The sequence below is a fragment of the Falsiruegeria sp. JB4-1 genome, assembly GCF_055693495.1.
The window spans coordinates 2799148-2818483 of sequence record NZ_JBVFTZ010000001.1; the positions used below are offsets into that span (position 1 = coordinate 2799148).

General features: G+C 57.8%; 16 protein-coding genes, 2 tRNA genes and 6 pseudogenes. 13 read left to right on the top strand and 11 right to left on the bottom strand.

The window, feature by feature from the left end:
• Together ACZ1HE_RS14275 and ACZ1HE_RS14280 are read left to right on the top strand one after the other, a co-directional pair.
• Positions 1–913 (top strand): annotated as a pseudogene (locus ACZ1HE_RS14275) (pirin family protein).
• Positions 914–951: 38 nt separating this feature from the next.
• Positions 952–1251 carry an antibiotic biosynthesis monooxygenase family protein gene (locus ACZ1HE_RS14280; RefSeq protein ID WP_472621801.1) on the top strand — a complete coding sequence of 100 codons (300 nt, stop codon included), beginning with the start codon at positions 952–954 and terminating at the stop codon, positions 1249–1251.
• Here ACZ1HE_RS14280 and ACZ1HE_RS14285 read toward each other — a convergent pair whose 3' ends face one another.
• Positions 1252–1839: a TetR/AcrR family transcriptional regulator gene (locus tag ACZ1HE_RS14285; protein WP_472621803.1), complete on the bottom strand. Its 588-nt coding sequence runs from the start codon at positions 1837–1839 to the stop codon at positions 1252–1254.
• Positions 1840–1939: 100 nt separating this feature from the next.
• Here ACZ1HE_RS14285 and ACZ1HE_RS14290 point away from each other — a divergent pair, with 100 nt between their 5' ends.
• From ACZ1HE_RS14290 to ACZ1HE_RS14315, 6 genes and pseudogenes are all read left to right on the top strand, one after another.
• On the top strand, positions 1940–2239 hold the full coding sequence (locus tag ACZ1HE_RS14290) for a hypothetical protein (RefSeq protein WP_472621805.1): 300 nt from the start codon (positions 1940–1942) through the stop codon (positions 2237–2239).
• 87 nt (positions 2240–2326) lie between these two features.
• Positions 2327–3612 (top strand): annotated as a pseudogene (locus tag ACZ1HE_RS14295) (homoserine dehydrogenase).
• 77 nt (positions 3613–3689) lie between these two features.
• Positions 3690–4676, top strand: coding sequence for a class II fructose-bisphosphatase (glpX, locus tag ACZ1HE_RS14300; protein ID WP_472621807.1), 987 nt, complete (start codon positions 3690–3692; stop codon positions 4674–4676).
• Between the two features lie 93 nt (positions 4677–4769).
• Positions 4770–6509, top strand: coding sequence for a single-stranded-DNA-specific exonuclease RecJ (gene recJ, locus ACZ1HE_RS14305; protein WP_472621809.1), 1740 nt, complete (start codon positions 4770–4772; stop codon positions 6507–6509).
• Positions 6510–6602: 93 nt separating this feature from the next.
• Positions 6603–6677, top strand: a tRNA-Glu gene (locus tag ACZ1HE_RS14310).
• Positions 6678–6879: 202 nt separating this feature from the next.
• Positions 6880–6954 (top strand) — tRNA-Glu (locus ACZ1HE_RS14315).
• A gap of 60 nt (positions 6955–7014) precedes the next feature.
• Here ACZ1HE_RS14315 and ACZ1HE_RS14320 read toward each other — a convergent pair.
• From ACZ1HE_RS14320 to ACZ1HE_RS14350, 7 genes and pseudogenes are all read right to left on the bottom strand, one after another.
• On the bottom strand, positions 7015–7539 hold the full coding sequence (locus ACZ1HE_RS14320) for a DUF2478 domain-containing protein (RefSeq protein WP_472621811.1): 525 nt from the start codon (positions 7537–7539) through the stop codon (positions 7015–7017).
• An 83-nt stretch (positions 7540–7622) separates the two neighbouring features.
• Positions 7623–8288: an NnrU family protein gene (locus tag ACZ1HE_RS14325; protein ID WP_472621813.1), complete on the bottom strand. Its 666-nt coding sequence runs from the start codon at positions 8286–8288 to the stop codon at positions 7623–7625.
• A gap of 40 nt (positions 8289–8328) precedes the next feature.
• Complete coding sequence (locus ACZ1HE_RS14330) at positions 8329–8880, bottom strand: EamA family transporter (RefSeq protein ID WP_472621815.1); 552 nt, start codon at positions 8878–8880, stop codon at positions 8329–8331.
• Positions 8807–9223 (bottom strand): hypothetical protein, encoded by a 417-nt coding sequence (locus tag ACZ1HE_RS14335; protein ID WP_472621817.1) that lies wholly within the window; start codon positions 9221–9223, stop codon positions 8807–8809. Before ACZ1HE_RS14335 ends, ACZ1HE_RS14330 begins: the two co-directional genes overlap by 74 nt.
• A gap of 3 nt (positions 9224–9226) precedes the next feature.
• A pseudogene (locus tag ACZ1HE_RS14340) lies at positions 9227–11289 on the bottom strand (ABC transporter permease).
• Complete coding sequence (locus ACZ1HE_RS14345; RefSeq protein ID WP_472621819.1) at positions 11286–12290, bottom strand: quaternary amine ABC transporter ATP-binding protein; 1005 nt, start codon at positions 12288–12290, stop codon at positions 11286–11288. The pseudogene ACZ1HE_RS14340 and the gene ACZ1HE_RS14345 overlap by 4 nt, the downstream one beginning before the upstream one ends.
• 59 nt (positions 12291–12349) lie before the next feature.
• Positions 12350–13302: pseudogene (locus tag ACZ1HE_RS14350) on the bottom strand (ABC transporter substrate-binding protein).
• 238 nt (positions 13303–13540) lie between these two features.
• On the opposite strand from ACZ1HE_RS14350, the gene ACZ1HE_RS14355 reads away from it, so the two are divergent.
• The 4 genes and pseudogenes from ACZ1HE_RS14355 to ACZ1HE_RS14370 all read left to right on the top strand — a co-directional run bounded on the left by ACZ1HE_RS14355 (position 13541) and on the right by ACZ1HE_RS14370 (position 16085).
• Positions 13541–14122 carry a hypothetical protein gene (locus tag ACZ1HE_RS14355; protein ID WP_472621821.1) on the top strand — a complete coding sequence of 194 codons (582 nt, stop codon included), beginning with the start codon at positions 13541–13543 and terminating at the stop codon, positions 14120–14122.
• A gap of 39 nt (positions 14123–14161) precedes the next feature.
• Positions 14162–14587, top strand: a complete 426-nt coding sequence (locus tag ACZ1HE_RS14360) for a PaaI family thioesterase (protein ID WP_472621823.1) — start codon at positions 14162–14164, stop codon at positions 14585–14587.
• Positions 14588–14652: 65 nt separating this feature from the next.
• Positions 14653–15316, top strand: a pseudogene (locus ACZ1HE_RS14365) (DNA-3-methyladenine glycosylase I).
• An 88-nt stretch (positions 15317–15404) separates the two neighbouring features.
• A pseudogene (locus ACZ1HE_RS14370) lies at positions 15405–16085 on the top strand (hypothetical protein).
• On the opposite strand, the gene ACZ1HE_RS14375 reads toward ACZ1HE_RS14370, so the two are convergent.
• Positions 16086–16493, bottom strand: coding sequence for a c-type cytochrome (locus ACZ1HE_RS14375; RefSeq protein WP_472621825.1), 408 nt, complete (start codon positions 16491–16493; stop codon positions 16086–16088).
• 196 nt (positions 16494–16689) lie between these two features.
• On the opposite strand from ACZ1HE_RS14375, the gene ACZ1HE_RS14380 reads away from it, so the two are divergent.
• A complete protein-coding gene (locus ACZ1HE_RS14380; protein WP_472621827.1) occupies positions 16690–17127 on the top strand; it encodes a DMT family transporter in 438 nt (145 codons plus the stop codon).
• On the opposite strand, the gene ACZ1HE_RS14385 is transcribed toward ACZ1HE_RS14380, so the two are convergent.
• Together ACZ1HE_RS14385 and ACZ1HE_RS14390 are read right to left on the bottom strand one after the other, a co-directional pair.
• Positions 17111–17797 (bottom strand): ABC transporter ATP-binding protein, encoded by a 687-nt coding sequence (locus ACZ1HE_RS14385; protein ID WP_472621829.1) that lies wholly within the window; start codon positions 17795–17797, stop codon positions 17111–17113. The two genes, ACZ1HE_RS14380 and ACZ1HE_RS14385, sit on opposite strands and share 17 nt — an antisense overlap.
• Entirely contained in the window at positions 17790–19076 is a 1287-nt protein-coding gene (locus ACZ1HE_RS14390; RefSeq protein WP_472621831.1) for an ABC transporter permease, read from the bottom strand. Before ACZ1HE_RS14390 ends, ACZ1HE_RS14385 begins: the two co-directional genes overlap by 8 nt.
• Between the last annotated feature and the right edge of the window lie 260 nt (positions 19077–19336).

Consider the following 19336-nt stretch of genomic DNA (forward strand, 5'->3'; position numbering starts at 1 on the left):
ATGACCATCAGACCCATCCTTGAAACACGTCCTGCCACTCCGACGATGGAGGGCGCAGGCGTCAAACTGCATCGGGCCTTCGGGTTTCAGGACCCGTCAGAGCTCGACCCGTTTCTGCTTTTTGACGATTTCCGCAACGAGCACCCGCAGGATTACATGCGCGGTTTTCCCTGGCACCCACATCGCGGGATCGAAACGATAACATATGTCTTATCCGGCACCGTTGAACATGCGGACTCACTGGGCAACACCGGCACGCTTGGCGCAGGCGACGTGCAGTGGATGACTGCCGGGTCGGGCATACTGCATCAGGAGATGCCCGAAGGCAATGCATCCGGTCAAATGCACGGGTTCCAGCTTTGGGGCAACCTGCCCGCCAGCCAAAAGATGACCGCGCCGCGATATCAGGATGTCGAGGCCAAGGAGATCCCCGAAGTCATCGACGATGACGGCACCCGCGTGCGAGTAATCGTGGGAGAGTTTTGGGGCAAGGCCTAGCCCTGTGGATGGCATTGCAGCCGATCCGCAGTATCTGGACATTCACGTGCCTGCAGGGATCAAGAAGACGTTTCGGATCGACACCTATCGCCGCGCATTTGCTTATGTGTTCGAAGGGGCCGCTGCATTTGCTGATGCCTCGCAGCCCACAGGCGTACTGCTTGAAAAAGAAGTGGCCGGACAAGAATTGAACATCCGCGACATGTCAGGCGACCGCACCCTGATCCGGTTCGGAACCGGGGACGAGGTGACCGTCCAGGCAGGGGCCGAGGGCGTGCGGTTCCTGCTGATCTCGGGCGCCCCGATAGAAGAACCTGTCGCTTGGCACGGGCCCATCGTGATGAACACTCAGGCCGAGCTCCAGCAGGCCATGCGGGATCTGCGCAACGGCACCTTCATCAAGGCCGCTCATTAATCATGTGCTATGATGGCCTTCTTTGAACGGAGGCCATCATGATCGTTCGAATTTTCCGCGCCGTCATCCACGATGACAGAATTGACCATTTTCGCACATTCATGCTCGACACAGCCATGCCGCCGATGCGCCGTCAGCCGGGAATGGTGTCAATTACCCCCTGCTTGCCGCGCCCGGAAACCCCTAACGAGTTTTGTCTTGTAATGGTGTGGGACTCCGTCGAAGCATTGGCTGCCTTCGCCGGGGATGACTGGCGACAGCCACATGTTCACCCCGATGAGGAGGGGATCGTGAAAGAACGCTTTCTGCATCACTATGAGTTGGCTGAAACTGCCTGATCAGGACGCAACTGCCTTGCGAACCATATCCCAATAGATCTTTTCCACCTCGGGCAACGACAAGCGCCCTCCAGACCGGAACCAGGTGTTGACCCCAGTCAGCATGGCAATCACGGCGAGTGTGGCGATCTTGGGATCGGGTACATCAAAAACCCCGTCCTCAATCCCCTGTCGCAATATCTCTTCGAGCATGTTTTCATACCGCCCTCGCAATTCTTCGATCGCCTCGAAATTCTCGGATGTGAGATTTCGCAACTCCATATAGGCGATAAAGACCGCGTCCGGACGTTCGGAATGAAAGCGGATGTGAAACCGGGTAAAGGCCTCGAGTCGAGCCATCGCCGTAACTGGTTGGGGTTCGACCTCGATCGCATCCAACAGCTCTGTCAGATGACTTTGCATCAGCTGAAACAGCAACGTCTGCTTATCCGGGATGTAGTTGTAGAGCGCACCGGCCTGCACGCCAACTTCTCCCGCGATCTGCCGCATAGATACTGCCGCGTATCCGTGTCGGGAAAACAGTCGCTGCGCCGTGTCCAATATGCGCGGCCCTGTGATATCGGAATGAGAACCTTGTGTGCGTGCCATGCATTACACGCTATATGAACGATCGTTCAGAAAAAACCCCTGCTTGCGCCTTTTCCGCTGAACAGGCATCAAAGGTCAACGATTGTGGGAAACGAAACACATGAACCTGCGCTTTGCTCTTTGCCTGATAGTTACTGCATCCGCATGCACACAGGTGCCGGAACTCAACGAGCGTGTTACGCCACGATTGCGAAATGCCGACTATCCGGCTCTTGTTCCGCTCGAGCCGACGTTGGGGCCTCCGGTCGCACCCGAGGAAGAAGCCGAGAAAGTCACCGAGCAACTGGCTGCCCGCCGCGACAATCTGCAACGGCGGGCCCAGTTGTTGCAAAAACCGGTTGTTACCGAGAATGATCGCGACCGTTTGGACGAATCTATCCCTCGACCCGCATCTGATTGATTGCACCCATGCGCTGAACCCGCTAAGGCACGAACCGACCTCAGGCCGAAATTTTGGCTGGTTTCATAGCATGGAAGGACCCTCACGATGACACGAACACTGCGGCTTGGAATTGCAGGTTTGGGAACCGTGGGCGTGGGGGTCGTCAAGATCATCCGCCGTCAGGCCGCGCTGCTTGAGGCCCGCACCGGTACCAAGATCGAAATCTCGGCCGTTTCAGCCCGCGACGCGGATAAGGACCGGGGTGTGAGCCTGTCTGGTTACGCCTGGGAGTCGGATCCCGTGGCTTTGGCCAAGCGCGATGATGTAGATGTGTTTGTCGAACTGATGGGCGGCTCTGAAGGCGCGGCCAAGGATGCGACCGAAACGGCACTGGCCGCAGGCAAGGATGTCGTGACGGCAAACAAAGCCTTGCTGGCAATCCACGGTCAGGCGCTCGCCGATCAGGCCGAAGCTGCAGACCGCGTAATCCGGTACGAGGCTGCCGTTGCCGGTGGCATCCCGGTGATCAAATCGCTGACCGAAGGGCTGGCGGGGAACGAGGTTACCCGCGTCATGGGCGTCATGAACGGCACCTGCAACTACATCCTGACCAACATGGAGGCCAAGGGCCTGGGCTATAACGCACTCTTTGATGAATGTGCCGAGCTTGGTTACCTTGAGGCCGACCCGAACCTTGACGTGGGCGGCATCGACGCAGCGCACAAACTGGCGATCCTGAGCTCGATCGCATTTGGCACCAAGCCGAACTTTGACGGGATCGAGATTGAAGGCATCCAGCGCATCACGCTGGAGGACATTCACCAGGCCGCCGACATGGGCTATCGCATCAAACTTTTGGGCGTGGCACAGCGCACCGCACGCGGGCTGGAGCAGCGAATGCAACCCTGCCTTGTGCCTGCGACCTCACCCTTGGCCAGCTTGAGGGCGGCACCAACATGGTGGTGATCGAGGGCGACGCAGTTGAACAGATCGTTCTGCGTGGTCCCGGCGCTGGCGAAGGCCCCACTGCCAGCGCAGTGCTGGGCGACATCTGTGACCTGGCGCGCGGACTGCGTATCCCTACATTTGGCCAGCCTGCCGCAATGCTGCAGAACGCCAAGCCCGCGCAAACTGGCCTGCCTGCGCCCTACTACTTGCGTATGGCTCTTTTGGACAAACCGGGGGCCTTGGCCAAGGTCGCGTCGATCCTCGGCGATGCGGGTGTATCTATCGATCGGATGCGCCAATACGGCCATACCGATGCCACAGCACCGATCCTGATCGTGACCCACAAGACCACACGCGCCGCTCTGGACGCGGCATTGATGGCCCTTGGCGCAACAGATGTTGTCGCAATGGAACCGGTCGCACTGCGGATCGAAGAGCTTTGAGCCCTGCCTCTTGCAGGAATTAACATGTCCGGGGTATGCCGGTAAAAATAGTCTGAGATGACCAAAGGATAACAAACATGAGCGCTTCGGCACCCAATATCGCATTTGACGACCGCATGCTTTCGCTGGGCCCGGCCCGCGTCGCGGAACAGGCTGCACTGGCCTCGGCATCGCTGGTTGGACGTGGCGACGAAAAGGCGGCTGATCAAGCTGCCGTCAACGCCATGCGCGAGCAGCTCAACAAGCTGGACATCGCCGGCGTCGTTGTGATCGGCGAAGGCGAGCGCGACGAGGCGCCGATGCTCTACATCGGCGAAGAAGTTGGCACCGGTAACGGCCCCGGCGTCGACATCGCACTGGACCCGCTGGAGGGTACGACGCTTACCGCAAAGGACATGCCGAATGCTCTGACCGTGATCGCCATGGGCCCGCGCGGCTCTATGCTGCACGCGCCCGACACCTATATGGACAAGCTGGCCATCGGTCCGGGCTATGAGGCTGGTGTGGTCACCTTGGACATGAGCCCCCGCGAACGTGTTGAGGCCCTAGCAAAGGCAAAAGGCTGCGCTCCCGCCGACATCACCGTCTGCATCCTGGAGCGCCCACGCCACGAGGCGATGATTGCAGAGGTGCGTGAAACCGGTGCTGCCATCCGCCTAATCACCGACGGTGACGTAGCGGGTGTCATGCACTGCGCCGAAAGCGAAATCACCGGTATCGACATGTACATGGGGTCCGGTGGTGCGCCCGAGGGCGTTCTGGCAGCGGCAGCGCTGAAGTGCATGGGCGGTCAGATCTTTGGCCGCCTGCTGTTCCGCAACGATGACGAGCGCGGCCGCGCCTCCAAGGCCGGCATCACCGATTTTGACCGCATCTATTCTCGCGACGAGATGGTGACAGCCGACGTGATCTTTGCCGCTACCGGCGTGACTGGTGGTTCGCTGCTGCCCCCGATCAAGCGCCAGCCGGGCTGGGTTGAAACCACCACGCTGCTGATGCGGTCAAAAACTGGTTCTGTGCGCCGCATGAGCTATCGCACTCCGCTGTCGTCACACGAGGCATAAGCGGCTTGCGCCGCTGCCTGCGGCACGAGTACTTATGAAAAGATGAAGGGCCGGGTCCGTGAATGGGCCCGGCCTTGCCATATGGGGGATCGGATGAACTATCTGGGTGTTTCTGCGTCACTGACGGGTCGGCAGTGGGTCGGACCGTCGATCGAGGTTGAGCGCGCCGCCGAGATGATGGCGCAGTCGAGCGATCTGCCCGCCTCGGTCTGTCAGGTGCTGGCGCGGCGTGGGGTGCCCGCGATGGAGGCAAAGGGATTTCTGGCCCCCACCCTAAAAGAGCTGCTGCCAGACCCCAGATCCATGAAAGACATGGAGGTCGCCGCCACCCGGTTTCTGACGGCAGTACGCGAGCACCAGAAGATCGCTGTTTTTGCGGATTATGACGTTGATGGCGGCAGCTCGGCTGCGTTGCTCATCGTCTGGTTGCGCGAGATGGGGCTGCAGTCCACGCTTTATGTGCCGGATCGCATCGACGAAGGGTACGGCCCGAATGTCCCTGCCATGCAGTCGCTGGCACGGGATCACGACCTGATCATCTGCGTCGATTGCGGCACTCTCAGTCATGAACCGATTGCAGCAGCCAAGGGCGCGGATGTGATCGTGCTTGATCACCACCTTGGCGGAGAAACGCTGCCGGAGTGCGTGGCTGTCGTGAACCCCAACCGGCAGGACGAAAGCGGCGATCTGGGCTATTTCTGTGCCGCAGGTGTCGTGTTTCTGATGCTGGTCGAAGCAGGCCGCCAGATGCGCGAAGCCGGTGCCAAAGGCCCAAACCTGATGGCAATGCTTGATCTGGTGGCACTGGCCACGGTGGCCGATGTGGCCCCCCTGATCGAAGCCAACCGGGCACTGGTACGTCAGGGACTGAAGGTTATGGCCCAACGGCAACGACCGGGACTGGTGGCTTTGGCGGACGTCTCGCGCATGGATGCCCAGCCTTCGACCTACCATCTCGGCTTCTTGTTAGGCCCCCGCGTCAACGCAGGCGGTCGCATCGGCAAGGCGGATCTGGGCGCGCGTCTGCTAAGCACAGATCTGATGATCGAGGCTGAGGCGATGGCCGAACGTCTCGACGATTTGAACCGCGAACGCCGCGACATCGAAAATGCGGTGCGTGCGGCTGCGATGGATCAAGCCGAACAGCGTGGGCTGGAGGCACCTTTGGTTTGGGCCGCTGGCGAAGGCTGGCATCCGGGCGTTGTGGGCATCGTCAGCTCGCGCCTGAAAGAAGCCGCGAATAGACCCGCCGTGGTCATCGGGTTCGACGGTGACGAGGGCAAAGGCTCGGGCAGATCGGTGTCGGGCGTGGACCTTGGCGCGTCGATCCAACGGCTGGCGGCCGAGGGGCTGTTGGTCAAAGGGGGCGGCCACAAGATGGCGGCGGGCCTGACCGTAATGCGCGACAAATTGGAACCGGCGATGGAGCGGCTCAGAGAATTGCTGGCAAAACAGGGCGCTGGTGAAGGCGGGCCTGCTGACCTGAAACTAGACGGCATGTTGATGCCGGGCGCGGTAACCGTTGACTTGATCGAGCAAATTGAACAGGCGGGCCCTTTTGGGGCTGGTGCCCCTGCTCCGCGCTATGCTTTGCCCGATCTCAGCATTCGCTTTGCCAAACGTGTGGGCGAGTCACACCTGAAACTGTCGCTGTCAGACGGCCTGTCGGGTGGCATCGACGCGATCGCCTTTGGCGCGTTTGACACGCCTCTTGGGGATCGTTTGTTAAATCACGGTGGTGCGCGTTTTCACTTTGCCGGACGGCTAGAGATCAACACCTGGGGCGGGCGGCAATCCGCACAACTGCGCCTGGATGACGCCGCACCAGCGTGAGACCTGAGGGAAGCCAAAGAATTTTCCACAAACCGCATTTTTGGACTTGCGGACCCCGACAGGGGAAACTAAATACGCGCTCACGCTAAGAGCGTCCCGTTCGTCTATCGGTTAGGACGCCAGGTTTTCAACCTGGAAAGAGGGGTTCGATTCCCCTACGGGATGCCATTTTCTCCCTAGATGGCACCATAGATCGCACAGCAGATTATTTCTTGCTGAGTATTCGTAAACATCCCTAAAACCTTAAAATTAAACCAAAACATAGGGATCTACTGGCCGGGACCGTGGATTGAAAAAATCCACACGTTCATGGAAAAAGGCCCTTGCGCAGCAGCCTCGCCTTAATTAGATACCGCTTCACGCCAAGAGCGTCCCGTTCGTCTATCGGTTAGGACGCCAGGTTTTCAACCTGGAAAGAGGGGTTCGATTCCCCTACGGGATGCCATTTTCCCACCTAGAACCAAGCACTTGCACCCACGGCCAGATGTTTGCCGTCTCTTTGGCCTTAGGCTGCTTGAGTTTTCTCGGGAGCGACCCTGTCCAACCACTCGACCATCGCTGTCAGATCTGCTGGCAGCTTTTCGGCCACGCCTTCTGAAAAGGCAATGAAACGTTCTTCGTTCAAACCGTTCACCCCGACCAGAACAGGCACTTCTCGTGACAGTGCGTCGGCAATAATTGTGCGGAACCCTCGCCCGTCGGCTTCGTGTTTGCCAAATTTGTTGACGATCAACAGCACGGGCTCTTCCTCAAGCGCTGCGCTTACCAAGCCTACCGACTGTTCCAGCGCTGCAGGATCCAATCGGCACCCACGCGAGCCTGCCCCAAGTGATTGGGAAATACGAATGACCTCGCCGTTGCCCGACAATACCCTAAGGTCCATATCGCATTTTTCGTTGTCTGCGCATTCAGTGTTCGTTTGTACAACGCCGGCCAACGAAACACCCTGTGATTCAAGCAGTTCCGCAAACGCGCTCAGCAGGCGATCGGTTTCGCCTCTCTGTGTGGTGGTCACATAAGCCAGATGCATCGTTCGACGTCCTTGGTTCGCAAATCTTGAATTGAAATAGCATGTCGTTGTGCCCACGACCACCACAGATGGTTCACAGACGGCTAGACCGGAAAGGGAGACAGTCCGATGACACCCTCATGGACCAATAGCAAAAACCCATAAAGTCCCACCGCCAACATCCAATCCAGAGGATGGATAGAGGGCAACCTACGCAAATCACACACTCCGGTTTGCGCTGCTGCTTGTTGCCAAGCTTTGCCCATCTCCCGTTTCTTGCGTCGATCAAGAAGTCGCATGCCAAAGATAGCAAAGCCTCCCATCATGCCAAACAGGATGACATGAGCCAGATCACCGTTGACCAATAAGTGCGCGACCGCCCAAAGCGCAGCAGCCAGCAGGATCGGATGGCGCGATACGGCCAACACCCCGGGCTGTTTGGGATCAAACGTTCGTTGCCCCATACCCCCAAATGACAAGGGATTGTTGGCCCGCAAACCTGCTACGGCCAAGGCGCAGACAATTGGCATCACCACAAACGGAACCCATCGCAACATTGGTTCAGGCGGGATGATCCCGACGTGCGGCGCGCGCGCGGCTGCACCAAACAGCCAGACCAGAACAGCGATCGACAGGGCACTATAGCTGATCAAATATCCGCGCAATCCCAGCCCAGAGATCAACCAGGGCCGAACAGGCGGGCGCACAGGAATAGCATGGCTTAGAAAAAACGCCGTCAATGCTGCACCAAACTCGAACCAACCATCCATCTGTGTCTTGTCCGTTTTTCCGCAGACCTAGATTTTCGGCTTAGGCCTGTCCTTGACCCGGATCAATTGGGCGCCGCAGCAGCGACGGCAAAATTTCACTCAGCGCGCCCAGAACGATCAAAGCTGCCCCGGCCACGCGCAAGGGGCCAAAAGGTTCGTCCAGCAAGATGGCACTGGAGATCACGCCCGCAAGGATTTCGGCCGTTAGCAGAAAGGTCAGCGTTGCCGGGCTGAGCACCTGTGCGCTCCATAGGGTCAGCGCCAGAATCGGCACGACATAGAGCAGCCCCAGCCCCAACCCTCCCGCAATCAACGCCCCCTGCCCGCTGGCTGGCCAGTCTCCTTCGATCGTCATGAAAAACAAAGCAATCAAGGCGGCGGTCAATGCCGAAACAGCGCTCAACGGAATGGGCCGAGCGCTGCCAGGATTAATGAAGATCAGCGTTGCGCCCACCGACCAGGCGATACCAGACATCACTGCCAGCCCGTCGCCGACCGTAACGCCAGTGGTCGCGATGTCACCACCCAAAACAAGGAACGCCCCCGACAACGCCGCAACCAGAGCCAGAGTCGACGTCCAGCGCCAAGGCATATTCAAAAACCGCCACTCGATCAGTTTTGACCACGCTCAGCGCCAGATAAAAGAGCAAGATCACCCGAACCACGTCCCCATAATTCAGGGCCACTGAGTAGGTGCCGATGGCGACTCCAACACAGGCAGCACCCAGCACCGCCTTGGGGCCAAGGAAAAACGGCTCGCGCCGGATCACCATCCACAGCAGACAAGCCGCAAAGGCGCCGGTATTCATTGCCGCCCCACCCGTAGCACCGGTTAGGCCCAGTGCATCGAACCAGCGAATGGGAATCCACCACAGGCCCCAAAGAGCGGCGGCAAGGAAAGCCAGGAAAACCGGCCTAAGCCCCGCCGCTGCCATGATCTATAGCCCCAACGCCTTGCGCCGCTCTTCGGCGAAGCCCTGCACCAGACGGTCGGCCACAAGAGCCAGGATCGCCATCGCCGCACCGGCCGAGATCCCAAGACCGATGTCCGCCTTGCCAAGCGCCAGATAGATCGACTGACCCAGGCCGGTGGTCCCGATCAGCGCCGCAATGACCAGCATCGCGAATGCGTAAAGGATCGTCTGGTTCAGCCCCAGCAGGATCGTCGGCGCCGCATAGGGTGCCTTGATGTCGCGCATGATCTGGAACTGTGTTGCCCCACTTGCAATGGCGGCTTCCATCATCTCTTCGGGCGTGTTGACCAGCCCGTGCCGCGTGTAGCGGATCATCGGCACGATGGCATAGGCGCAGATCGCCAGAAAAGCCGAGAATTCGCCAATCTGGAACACCATCAACACTGGAATCAGGAATACAAACAACGGGATCGTCTGCAACATGTCGCAGATCGGACGCACGATTTTCCACGCCAATGGGCTCACCGCGCTTAGCAGGCCAACCAGACCGCCGACGATGGCGCAGGCAAAGACTGCTGCGCCGCTGAGGTACAGCGACAGAAGCGCCCGGTCCCAGAGGCCTGAGATCAGTATCGTCGACAGCAAGCCCGCGGCCATGATCGCCAGACGCGGGCCGCCTGCGACCCAGCCGAGAGCGGCGGCACCGGTCAGGACAAAAGGCCACGGCAAGTTCGAGATGCCAGTTTCCAGCATGCCAAAGCCGATCAGAACCATCAGCCCCCCGTCACATTCCCCCGCCACGCCAGCACCGCACCGATCGCGGCACCAGCCAGGAACAGCCCAAGGCTCATGTTCGTGGTCCAGGCAAACCCCCAGGTGAACGGCAGAACCGCCTGATCCAACCCGATCCGCAGTGGCAGCAACACATAGAACATCGCGTTGTTCTTGAACGCATCCAGTGCCGCACCGTTCGAGCGCGTGAACTCGGTCAAACCATTGTCCAACGCATCAGATACCGGGTCGAGCAATGTCAGGTCAGACGGAACCGGCAGGCGCGTCCAGAAAGCCACGGTGAAGATCACTGCAAAGCCGAGCAGCCCCCACACAACGCGGGTGTCATACCGCTTGCGCTCGGTCGCCAAAGCACCGCTCATCCTGTCGATGACCATGGCAAAGACCACAATCACCATGCCCGCAATCAGCGCCTCGCCGAACTGTGCCTTGCGCATGGTCAACAGTACTTCCCAGCCGATGTCGTTAAAACCGCCGATCACAGCCGCGATGATCACCATCGACAGCGCCGCCATCAAACATTGGTTCACACCCACCATGATCTGGGTCGAGGCTGAGGGGATCTCGACCTGAAACAGCTGCTGCAGACGGGTGCCACCTGCCATCACAGCGGCTTCTTTCACTTCGGATTCCACGCGCTCCAACCCCAGCAGCACATTGCGCGCCATCGGTGGGGCGGCATAGATGGCCGAGGCGATCAGACCCACCACCGGACCAAAGCCAAAGAGCAGCAAGAGCGGTGTGAGGTAGGCAAAGGTCGGTACAGTTTGCATAATATCCAGAACAGCTTGGAGGCCGTTCTTGATTTTAGGGAATTCGTTGGCCAGCACCCCGATCGCGCCGCCCACGATCAACGCCAGCGGCACAGATACGGCGACCAATGCCAGTGTGTTCATGCTCTCGGACCAGTAGCCGGATGCCAAAACAAAACTCAAACCCAGAAACCCGAGCGCAGCCATCGGCAATCCGCCCAGATACCAGCCCACGGCCGTAACAATGCCGATCACCAGCGGCCAGGGTGTACCGTTCAGCACAAAGTTTGCCCAGTCCATCGGATACGCCATCAGCGCAGAAAACCCGCGCGCGACCGGTTTCATCGTGGTCAACACCGCGGTCAGGATCGAGCCCACCCAATCAGTCGCGGGCAAAACCCAAGCCACCGGCCATGTCACAAGCCACGGTGCAACCGGCTCCAACGCCAAGCAAATGACACCCACAAGCAAGGTGATCAGCGCCGCCTGCGAGCCAACGGTCAACCGCGTGCGGGTGACGGGCACATCTGTCAGCGCGGTCATGCCTCTTCTACCTGAAGGGCAGCCGCCAGATCGGCGGGGTTCACCATCCCAACAAGATTGCCCTCTTTGTCACGAACCGGCACGGGCTCATAGAGCTCCATGCAATGCGCAAGGGCGGCGTCCAGTGTCATGTCGGTGCGCAGGCCGGGATCGTCCGGCCCGACACCATCGGTGCCCTGGCTCATAACCGAGGCAACGCGGGCATGCTGGCCCTTGGCCACATCCTTGGAAAACTCGCGTACGTAGTCGTCGACCGGGTTCAACACGATGTCGGTTGGTGTGCCGATCTGCACGATCTTGCCGTCGCGCATAATCGCAATACGATCAGCAAGTTTCAGGGCTTCGTTGATGTCATGAGTGATGAATACGATGGTCGTCTTCAGCTTGGCCTGAATCTCCAGGAACTCGTCCTGCAACTGCCGCCGGATCAGCGGATCAAGGGCCGAGAACGGTTCGTCGAGGAACCAGACCTCACAGTCGGCCACCAGCGAGCGGGCGATGCCGACGCGCTGCCGCTGTCCACCAGACAGCTCACGCGGATAGCGTTCTTCGCGCCCCTCAAGGCCAACCAATTCAATAACTTCGGCAGCTTTCTTAAGCCGCTCCTTGCGGGATACACCCTGCACGCGCAGGGGATAGGCCACATTGTCCAGCACGGTCATATGCGGGAACAGACCGAAATGCTGGAACACCATGCCCAACTTTTTGCGCCGCAACTCGATCAGCCGCTGCTTGCTGGCTGTCATGATGTCTTCGCCGTGGATGCGGATTTGTCCGCCGGTGCCATCCAGCAGCTGCGAGATGCAGCGGATCAGGGTCGACTTGCCCGAGCCCGACAGGCCCATGATGACAAAAAGTTCACCCTCTTTAACGTCGAAATTGGCGTCTTGCACCGCCGGAACATACCCGGCATCGCGCAAAATCTTGGCGGCGGCGTCTGCGTCATTCCCTGACCGAGCCAAAGCGTCGGTCAGGGCCTTTTCAGCGCCCGGGCCAAACACCTGCCAGAGATCCTGGCAGGCGATGGCCGCACGTGTTTGCGTCGGTCACGTGGTGTGGCTCACTTGGTTGCGGCGTCGACAACCGGACGCCAGGTGCCTTCGTTTTCCGCCATCCATGCAGCGACAACATCTTCGACCGAACCGCCATCAACGTCGATGGCACCCATCATCGGCTGCTGGTCAGCAACATCGAGAGTGTAGTTCGACAGGATCTCGAACGCGGCTAAGCCACTTGTCTTCCATACCGGACCAGGACGCCTTGAAGATGCGGGTCGGGGCAAAGTCGCAGTCATTGACGGCATTGGGGTTCGGGCCCCACGACGCGTCGGTAAAGCATGCGTCTTCGCCTGCGGGCAGTTCAACGAACTGCACATCATAGGCCGACATCGCCCAATGCGGCTGCCAGAAGGTGATCAGCAACGGTGACTTGCGCTCGGTCGAGGCGCGCAGTTCTGCGATCAGAGCACCCTCGGACCCAGCCGGAACCGCTTTGAAAGGCAACTCAAGACCAGTCATACGGTCCGCACCTGGTGTGCCCCAATCAGCGGGATAATCAACCAGGCGACCCGCAGGCAGGGTTTCGGCTGTTGCAAAGTTCTGTGCACATTCCTTCAGTGCTTCCCAAGCTAGGCAGGCCGGGGCACATTTCGGCAACGTGCGACGGGTAAGCAATACCCTCTTTCGCATCCAGGCCCAGATCGCCCAATTCGGTCACACCGCCTGCATCAACGTGTTTTGCGTATTCCTCGGACACGTTCGACGACCAGATTTCCAGAGCCGCGTGCAGTTCACCGTCGGTCATGGCCTGATACATGTTCATGTAACCGGCGGTGACATATTCGACGTTGTAGCCAGCTGCTTTGAGCATTTCACCGGCCACATGCGTAGTCACGTGCTGACCTGTCCATTCGTTGACCGCCAGTTTGATTGGCTCGTCCGCGGCGCCCAAGTCTGCTGCATTCACTGTTCCCGCCAAAGCAGTCAGTGCGATCCCAAGACCTACAGATTTCATTCAGATTTCTCCCTGGTTTTGTGTTTTCTACCGTCAGTATCTGGTAAATCCCGAAAGGTGTCACCCGACTATCTGACGGATTTTTATTGATTGATGAGTCAATCAGAAACGATTTTGCCGCGTTTGTCGACCCCTTCGACGCCGGGTCACAGTTATCAGACAGCAGCCAGCACCGCTTGGCACTTTGCGGCAAGCCGAATAGTCTCGTGCTTGGGTGAACATGAAAGGAGGGACAAAAATGACGCGAGCATCATTCAAAACAATGCTGGCAGGGCTTGCTTTGGGGGTTGGCCTGGGGTCTTCGGCATTGAGTGAACCGATAGACTGGAAAACTGTAAGAGGTTGGGACATATCGTTTTATCCCAACAGCGAAGGGTGTCAGGCCTTTGCATTGTTCGAAGAAGATACCGCCTTTTTCATAGGCTTTGACAATACCGAGAACCAGTTGTCTCTGGACGTGACACTGCTTGATCAGAAATGGCAGTCCATCGAAGCGGGCAAGGAATATGCAATCGAAGTCAAGTTCGGAGATGAAAGTCCCTGGACAATGGATATGGACGGATTGCGGACAAATGACTTTCCGGGACTGAGTATCATGATCGACGCCGAGTCGGATCAAGCAAAGCTCTTTATCGAAGAGTTTCAGCGCGAAAGCTCGATGAGATGGACATTCAAATCAAACGTGTTGGGGCGTTATACTTTGCGAGGCTCACGTGCAGCCTTCAACGAGGTGATCACCTGCCAACGTTCGTATCTGAAGGCACAATCGTCGCAATCTGACCCCTTTGCCGGAACACTGTCAGACCCATTTGCAGACTAGAATTCATCCCCATCATTGTTTCAAAGAAAGTGCACCAGCATGACACCCGAGTCCGCCCAAACCATTTTGGACGCCAATTTTGCCGAATGGGTAAAGGCCTTGAACCTTACCATCCAAACCATTGACGAAAACCACGCTTTGGTCCGAATGCCCTTGGCCGAACACCTCGCTCGTGTCGGTGGAATCGTGTCAGGGCAAGCTCTTGCCGCATTGGCGGATACATCTATGGTCTTGTCGGTTGTGGCCCATACGGGTGAGTTCAAACCCTATGCGACCACAGATCTACACACCCAGTTCTTACGTCCCGGTGTAGGCACAGCAATCTTGTGCCACGCAGAGGTTGTGCGGGCTGGTCGGGCGTTAATCTTTGCGCGATGCGATATGACAGAAGAAGACAGCGGCAAGAAAGTCGCCACTGCCACTGCTACTTTTTTGCCCCTTAGGTTGCGCCGAAGAGGGTTTTGATATCATTGCCTTGCAAGCAATGGAACAAACTGGCAACATTCAGGCGCATTGTGAGAGTGAACGACATGCATCATTTCGATGAGATATATGGTCTTGCCGCTGGCCGCCACGGTGGCGACGCAGCGCTTGAGGCCAAATTGAGTAAACCCAAAAGTGTTGCAGAGTTGGCAGACATACCCGAAGACCGTTGGCTTGCCACCATTACCAAATGCGTATTTCAGGCAGGCTTCAACTGGAAAGTCATCGAGTCGAAATGGTCGGGTTTCGAAGACGCTTTCGACGGTTTCGATGTTGGCCGATGTGCTTTTATGGATGACGAAAAGTCTCGATGCTCTTCTGACAGACACACGGATTGTCCGAAACGGCACCAAGATCGCCGCTGTTCGCGACAATGCGGCCTTTCTGCTGGAACTGCGCGATGACGGGGGCGCTGGCAAGGTTTTGGGCGGTTGGCCATCTTCGGATTATGTCGATCTGTTGGATATGCTGAAAAAGCGCGCGTCAAGACTTGGGGGCACCACCGCGCAATTTGCAAGGCGATTTGCGGGACGGGACAGTTTCATTTTGTCACAAGACGTTGTTGCTCGCCTGATCGCCGAGGGCGTTGTCGACAAGCCGCCAACGTCGAAAAAGGCCATGCGCGCGACCCAGGATGCTTTCAACACTTGGATGGATCAATCTGGACGCTCTCTGACTGAGATCGGCCAGGTGCTCGCCATGAGTTTGTAGCGGCGAAACTGTTCAACGCGCGAAAAAATAACGAAATTGTTGCTGTTGCCCACTATCCGAGATGCGTTCACCGGGCTAGGTTTGCGTCATGTTCCTGCGTGCGATCTTGCTCTTTCTGGTGTTGGTGTCTTGCGGGCGTCCCCTTACACAGACTGAAATGTCCTTTGTGACCAAGATCCACGGAAACGACCTGAATCTTGATCGCGTGCGGCTGGTCAAGGGAGCACCGGTTGGCAGCGTCACGTTCAAGCGAAAACCACGCCCCAGACTCACTTGCCGAGAACGTATTCTCCCCCAGTGAAGGAGGAGATCGTGACGACAAAGCCCGCTGCCGTCGCGCTGTTCAACCGAGTCTCATTTCACGAAGAACTGGTATGTCGAAAACTACCTGCCAGCCTACCCCGACCGGCTTTACCTGGTCGAAGCCATGTTGCTGGCCCACGAGCTGACACATGTCTGGCAGTGGCAGAACCGTGCCAGAACCGGATATCACCCCTTAAAGGCTGCTACTGAACATACAAATTCGGAAGATCCCTACTTGTTCGACCTTGACCACTCTCCGGATTTCCTGAGCTACGGGTTCGAACAACAAGGCGCAATCGTCGAGGAGTACGTTTGTTGCCGTGCTCTTGCGCCCAAGGCCGCCCGAACACAGCGGCTACACGAAATGCTAAAAGACGCTTTCCCCGTCTCTGACCTTCCGCAAACTAGAGAGACAGACGTGTACTTGCCGTGGAAAAAGGCAGAAACCAAAGGGATCTGCGACTGATTAACCCGGGACCTGAATGCTCTCTAAAAACACCAGCAGAGCTGCAAGATTTCGTGGGGTTGGGGTTAAAACACCGTCAATTTCAACAGGGACCTCCGCGCCGGACAAGATTGCGCCGAACTCTGGCATTGCTCCGGGGTTTGCATGCCCCTTTTGTCCGTACCCATCGATCTTTGATAATACCTCTGCGCTTGGGAATGTCCCGCTATTGTGCGCAGTCAGTCGAGTCAGATCCGGCGCAATGGCCAATGCCGAAATCTCGCCCCCTTGCGCATTGTAGTCGTGGCACGCAGCACAGTTTTCGATGAATAGCCGCTCCCCCTCTTTTGCCGTGGGCATAGCCCCTGGGCCAGCACACCCAGCCAGCACCCCGACAACGTAGAAAATCGCACAACTGCTCGCTCTCATGCCTGTTTTCCCCTTTGCTTGATCGATTTATGCCGACGTTTGAATCCATGCAGATCAAACCGATTCTACCCGCGTGCTAACTCAATCATCAAACGTCGCATGCGCAACGATTTGTTCAAGCAGAATCCTTGTGCATCGCGGAATCTGTCGCAATGATCCAGATCAATTCAAAACCGATTGGAACGAGGCAAACCGAATGACCCACTATGCCATTATCATGCTAGCTGCCGGCGTGGGTATTCCAGTATTGGCCGCCCTGAATGCCGCACTGGGCCAGTACATTGCGTCCCCGACCACCGCAGGTGTCGTCCTGTTTGCAATCGCTTTTGGGGGATCAGCCATAGTGATGCTTGTCTTTCCGGGAACAGCAGCATTGGCTAAGTTGGGTGAGGCACCAAAGCACCTGTTCCTGGCCGGGCTCCTTGTCGCCTTCTATGTCCTGTCAATCACTCATGTCGCTCCGCATTTTGGTGTGGGCAACGCTGTGTTCTTTGTTCTATTGGGGCAGTTGATCAGTGCCGCCGTCATCGACCACTTCGGCCTCTTCGGAGCACAACTGTCACCGCTTACTTGGGTGCGGGCCTCGGGCATTGCGATCATGGCCCTTGGGGTCTGGGTCACACAACTGGCGTAAGCACACCGTTGTCCAACCTCAGAACACGGTCCATTCGCGCAGCGAGTTCCATGTTATGCGTGGCAATCAAGGCAGAAAGGCCCGTCCCCGACACCAGATCTACCAGGGTTGAAAACACCTGGTCCGAGGTGGCCGGATCCAGGTTTCCCGTAGGCTCATCGGCCAGCAAAACCCGGGGGTTGTTTGCCAAGGCCCGACAAAAGGCCACGCGTTGCTGTTCTCCGCCGGACATGGCTGCCGGACGGTGATCTGCCCGCTCTGCCACACCAACGCGATCCAAAAGCTCGATCCCGCGCGCCGCTGCTTCCTTGTCGGACATACCATTGGCCAATTGCGGCAGAGTAATATTTTCCAACGCTGTGAATTCTGGCAGCAAGTGGTGGAACTGGTAAACAAAACCAACGTCCCTGCGCCGCGTTGCAGTACGGCGGCGGTCGCTTTTGCCGGTCAAATCCTGACCCCCGATTTCAACCGTTCCAGCATCCGGCGTGTCCAGCAAACCGGCGATGTGCAACAAAGTGGATTTGCCTGCGCCCGAAGGTGCAACCAGCGCCACGATCTCGCCCGCCCTAAGTTCCAGATCCGCGCCACGCAAAACCTGTACCTCGCCGGGCGTTCCAGCCAAGTAGGTCTTACGCAGACCAGACAAGCGCAAGGTCAAATCACTCATAACGCAAAGCCTCAACCGGGTTCAGCCGCGCTGCGCGGCGGGCCGGGAAATAGGTTATGAACCAACTCAACCCCATGCTAAGCGCGACTGATGCCAGGACATCCGACGCTGTGATAATGGCTGAAGGGAAAATAAATCCGTTGGCCTCCAGATCTCGTACTCCACTGCCCGACAGCCAATCGACAAAAGTGTAAACGCTGTCAATGTTGAGCGCGAAGACCACCCCCAAAATCACCCCGAACACGGTACCGGCTGTGCCGACAGAGGCACCGCAAATGAAAAACACCCGCAATACTGCTCCTTGTGTCAGGCCAATGGTCCGCAAAATACCAATGTCGCGGCCCTTGTTTTTTACCAACATGATCAGCCCCGACACGATATTCAGCGCAGCAATCAGCACCAGAATCGCCAGCACGATGAAAATGGCGTTGTCCTGCATCTTGAGCGCCCTGATCATACCTCCGGCCCGGTCACGCCACGTGTAGAGATAAGCGCGGTCGCCCGCAGCATCCAGCACAGGAAGGATCAGGGTTTCGGCGCGCAATGGATCGCTGAGGCGCAAATCGATTTGATCAACGGCACCTTCGCGGTTGAAAAAGCTCTGCGCTTCGTCAAGTGGCATGTACAGGCGGCTTTGATCCACGAAGCCCTGACCAGACGTAAAGATGTAAACGACCTCGTAAGCCGAAACGCGAACCGATCGCCCCATAGGCGTGCGTGCACCGTCAGGTGAAACCAGCTTTAGCCGGTCGCCGACGCCAATCCCCAACTGACGCGCCAGCGCCCCGCCGATGGCGACGCCTTCATCGAACCGGTCAAGATCACCCCATCTGTCCTCGGCCTCGGCGATCATCGGATAGTCACGTAGATCGTCCAAGGTAATGCCATAGACATCGACCGGCGTATTGCGACCTTGATAACTGCCCATGACCTGGGCACGGACCAGCGGCGCCACGTCCTCGATCCCGGGCATAGCCGTCAGTCGCATAGACAGATCATCATAGTCGCGGATCAAGTGATCCTTGGGAATCTCAGCCTGCAAATCCCGACGGTAATGCACATCCATATGGGCGTTCGCACCCAGCATCGTCTGCACGATGTCGGAGCGCAGCCCCTCTCGCACCGCAAGTGTCGCCACCAATGCAAAAACCGCAAGCGTGATCCCGATCAGGCTGATCCAGGTCATCACGCTTACGCCTCCTTCGGCGCGACGCGCACGCAGATAACGCCACGCAATCTTCCATTCGAAAGGTGCAAATGGGGCTGGGGTGGTCGCCATTTCGGCTCCTGCTCATGTTGTTGGCGCGGAGAGTGCTGTTTGTGGCCAGCAGGGTCAAGTCAATCCCGTTTCATCCGGCAGGTCTCGGCGAAATTCACGCGCTAACGGCGTTTCCAATCCGGCAACATCGAGGCAATTTCCCCACACATTGACGCCAAATCACCCAAGTTTTTAACCAAAGTTAACAAAAACTACCGGCAAGTTTTGAAACAGTTGAAACGATCTGCCAGCGTTACGTCACCCGGGGGCATCATCAAAAA

Bases quoted from the DNA above. Each gene is read 5' to 3' on its own strand.
- ACZ1HE_RS14280 (WP_472621801.1), top strand. From the start codon at position 952: ATGATCGTTCGAATTTTCCGCGCCGTCATCCACGATGACAGAATTGAC.
- ACZ1HE_RS14285 (WP_472621803.1), bottom strand. From the start codon at position 1,839: ATGGCACGCACACAAGGTTCTCATTCCGATATCACAGGGCCGCGCATA.
- ACZ1HE_RS14290 (WP_472621805.1), top strand. From the start codon at position 1,940: ATGAACCTGCGCTTTGCTCTTTGCCTGATAGTTACTGCATCCGCATGC.
- glpX (WP_472621807.1), top strand. From the start codon at position 3,690: ATGAGCGCTTCGGCACCCAATATCGCATTTGACGACCGCATGCTTTCG.
- recJ (WP_472621809.1), top strand. From the start codon at position 4,770: ATGAACTATCTGGGTGTTTCTGCGTCACTGACGGGTCGGCAGTGGGTC.
- ACZ1HE_RS14320 (WP_472621811.1), bottom strand. From the start codon at position 7,539: ATGCATCTGGCTTATGTGACCACCACACAGAGAGGCGAAACCGATCGC.
- ACZ1HE_RS14325 (WP_472621813.1), bottom strand. From the start codon at position 8,288: ATGGATGGTTGGTTCGAGTTTGGTGCAGCATTGACGGCGTTTTTTCTA.
- ACZ1HE_RS14330 (WP_472621815.1), bottom strand. From the start codon at position 8,880: ATGCCTTGGCGCTGGACGTCGACTCTGGCTCTGGTTGCGGCGTTGTCG.
- ACZ1HE_RS14335 (WP_472621817.1), bottom strand. From the start codon at position 9,223: ATGGCAGCGGCGGGGCTTAGGCCGGTTTTCCTGGCTTTCCTTGCCGCC.
- ACZ1HE_RS14355 (WP_472621821.1), top strand. From the start codon at position 13,541: ATGACGCGAGCATCATTCAAAACAATGCTGGCAGGGCTTGCTTTGGGG.
- ACZ1HE_RS14360 (WP_472621823.1), top strand. From the start codon at position 14,162: ATGACACCCGAGTCCGCCCAAACCATTTTGGACGCCAATTTTGCCGAA.
- ACZ1HE_RS14375 (WP_472621825.1), bottom strand. From the start codon at position 16,493: ATGAGAGCGAGCAGTTGTGCGATTTTCTACGTTGTCGGGGTGCTGGCT.
- ACZ1HE_RS14380 (WP_472621827.1), top strand. From the start codon at position 16,690: ATGACCCACTATGCCATTATCATGCTAGCTGCCGGCGTGGGTATTCCA.
- ACZ1HE_RS14385 (WP_472621829.1), bottom strand. From the start codon at position 17,797: ATGAGTGATTTGACCTTGCGCTTGTCTGGTCTGCGTAAGACCTACTTG.
- ACZ1HE_RS14390 (WP_472621831.1), bottom strand. From the start codon at position 19,076: ATGGCGACCACCCCAGCCCCATTTGCACCTTTCGAATGGAAGATTGCG.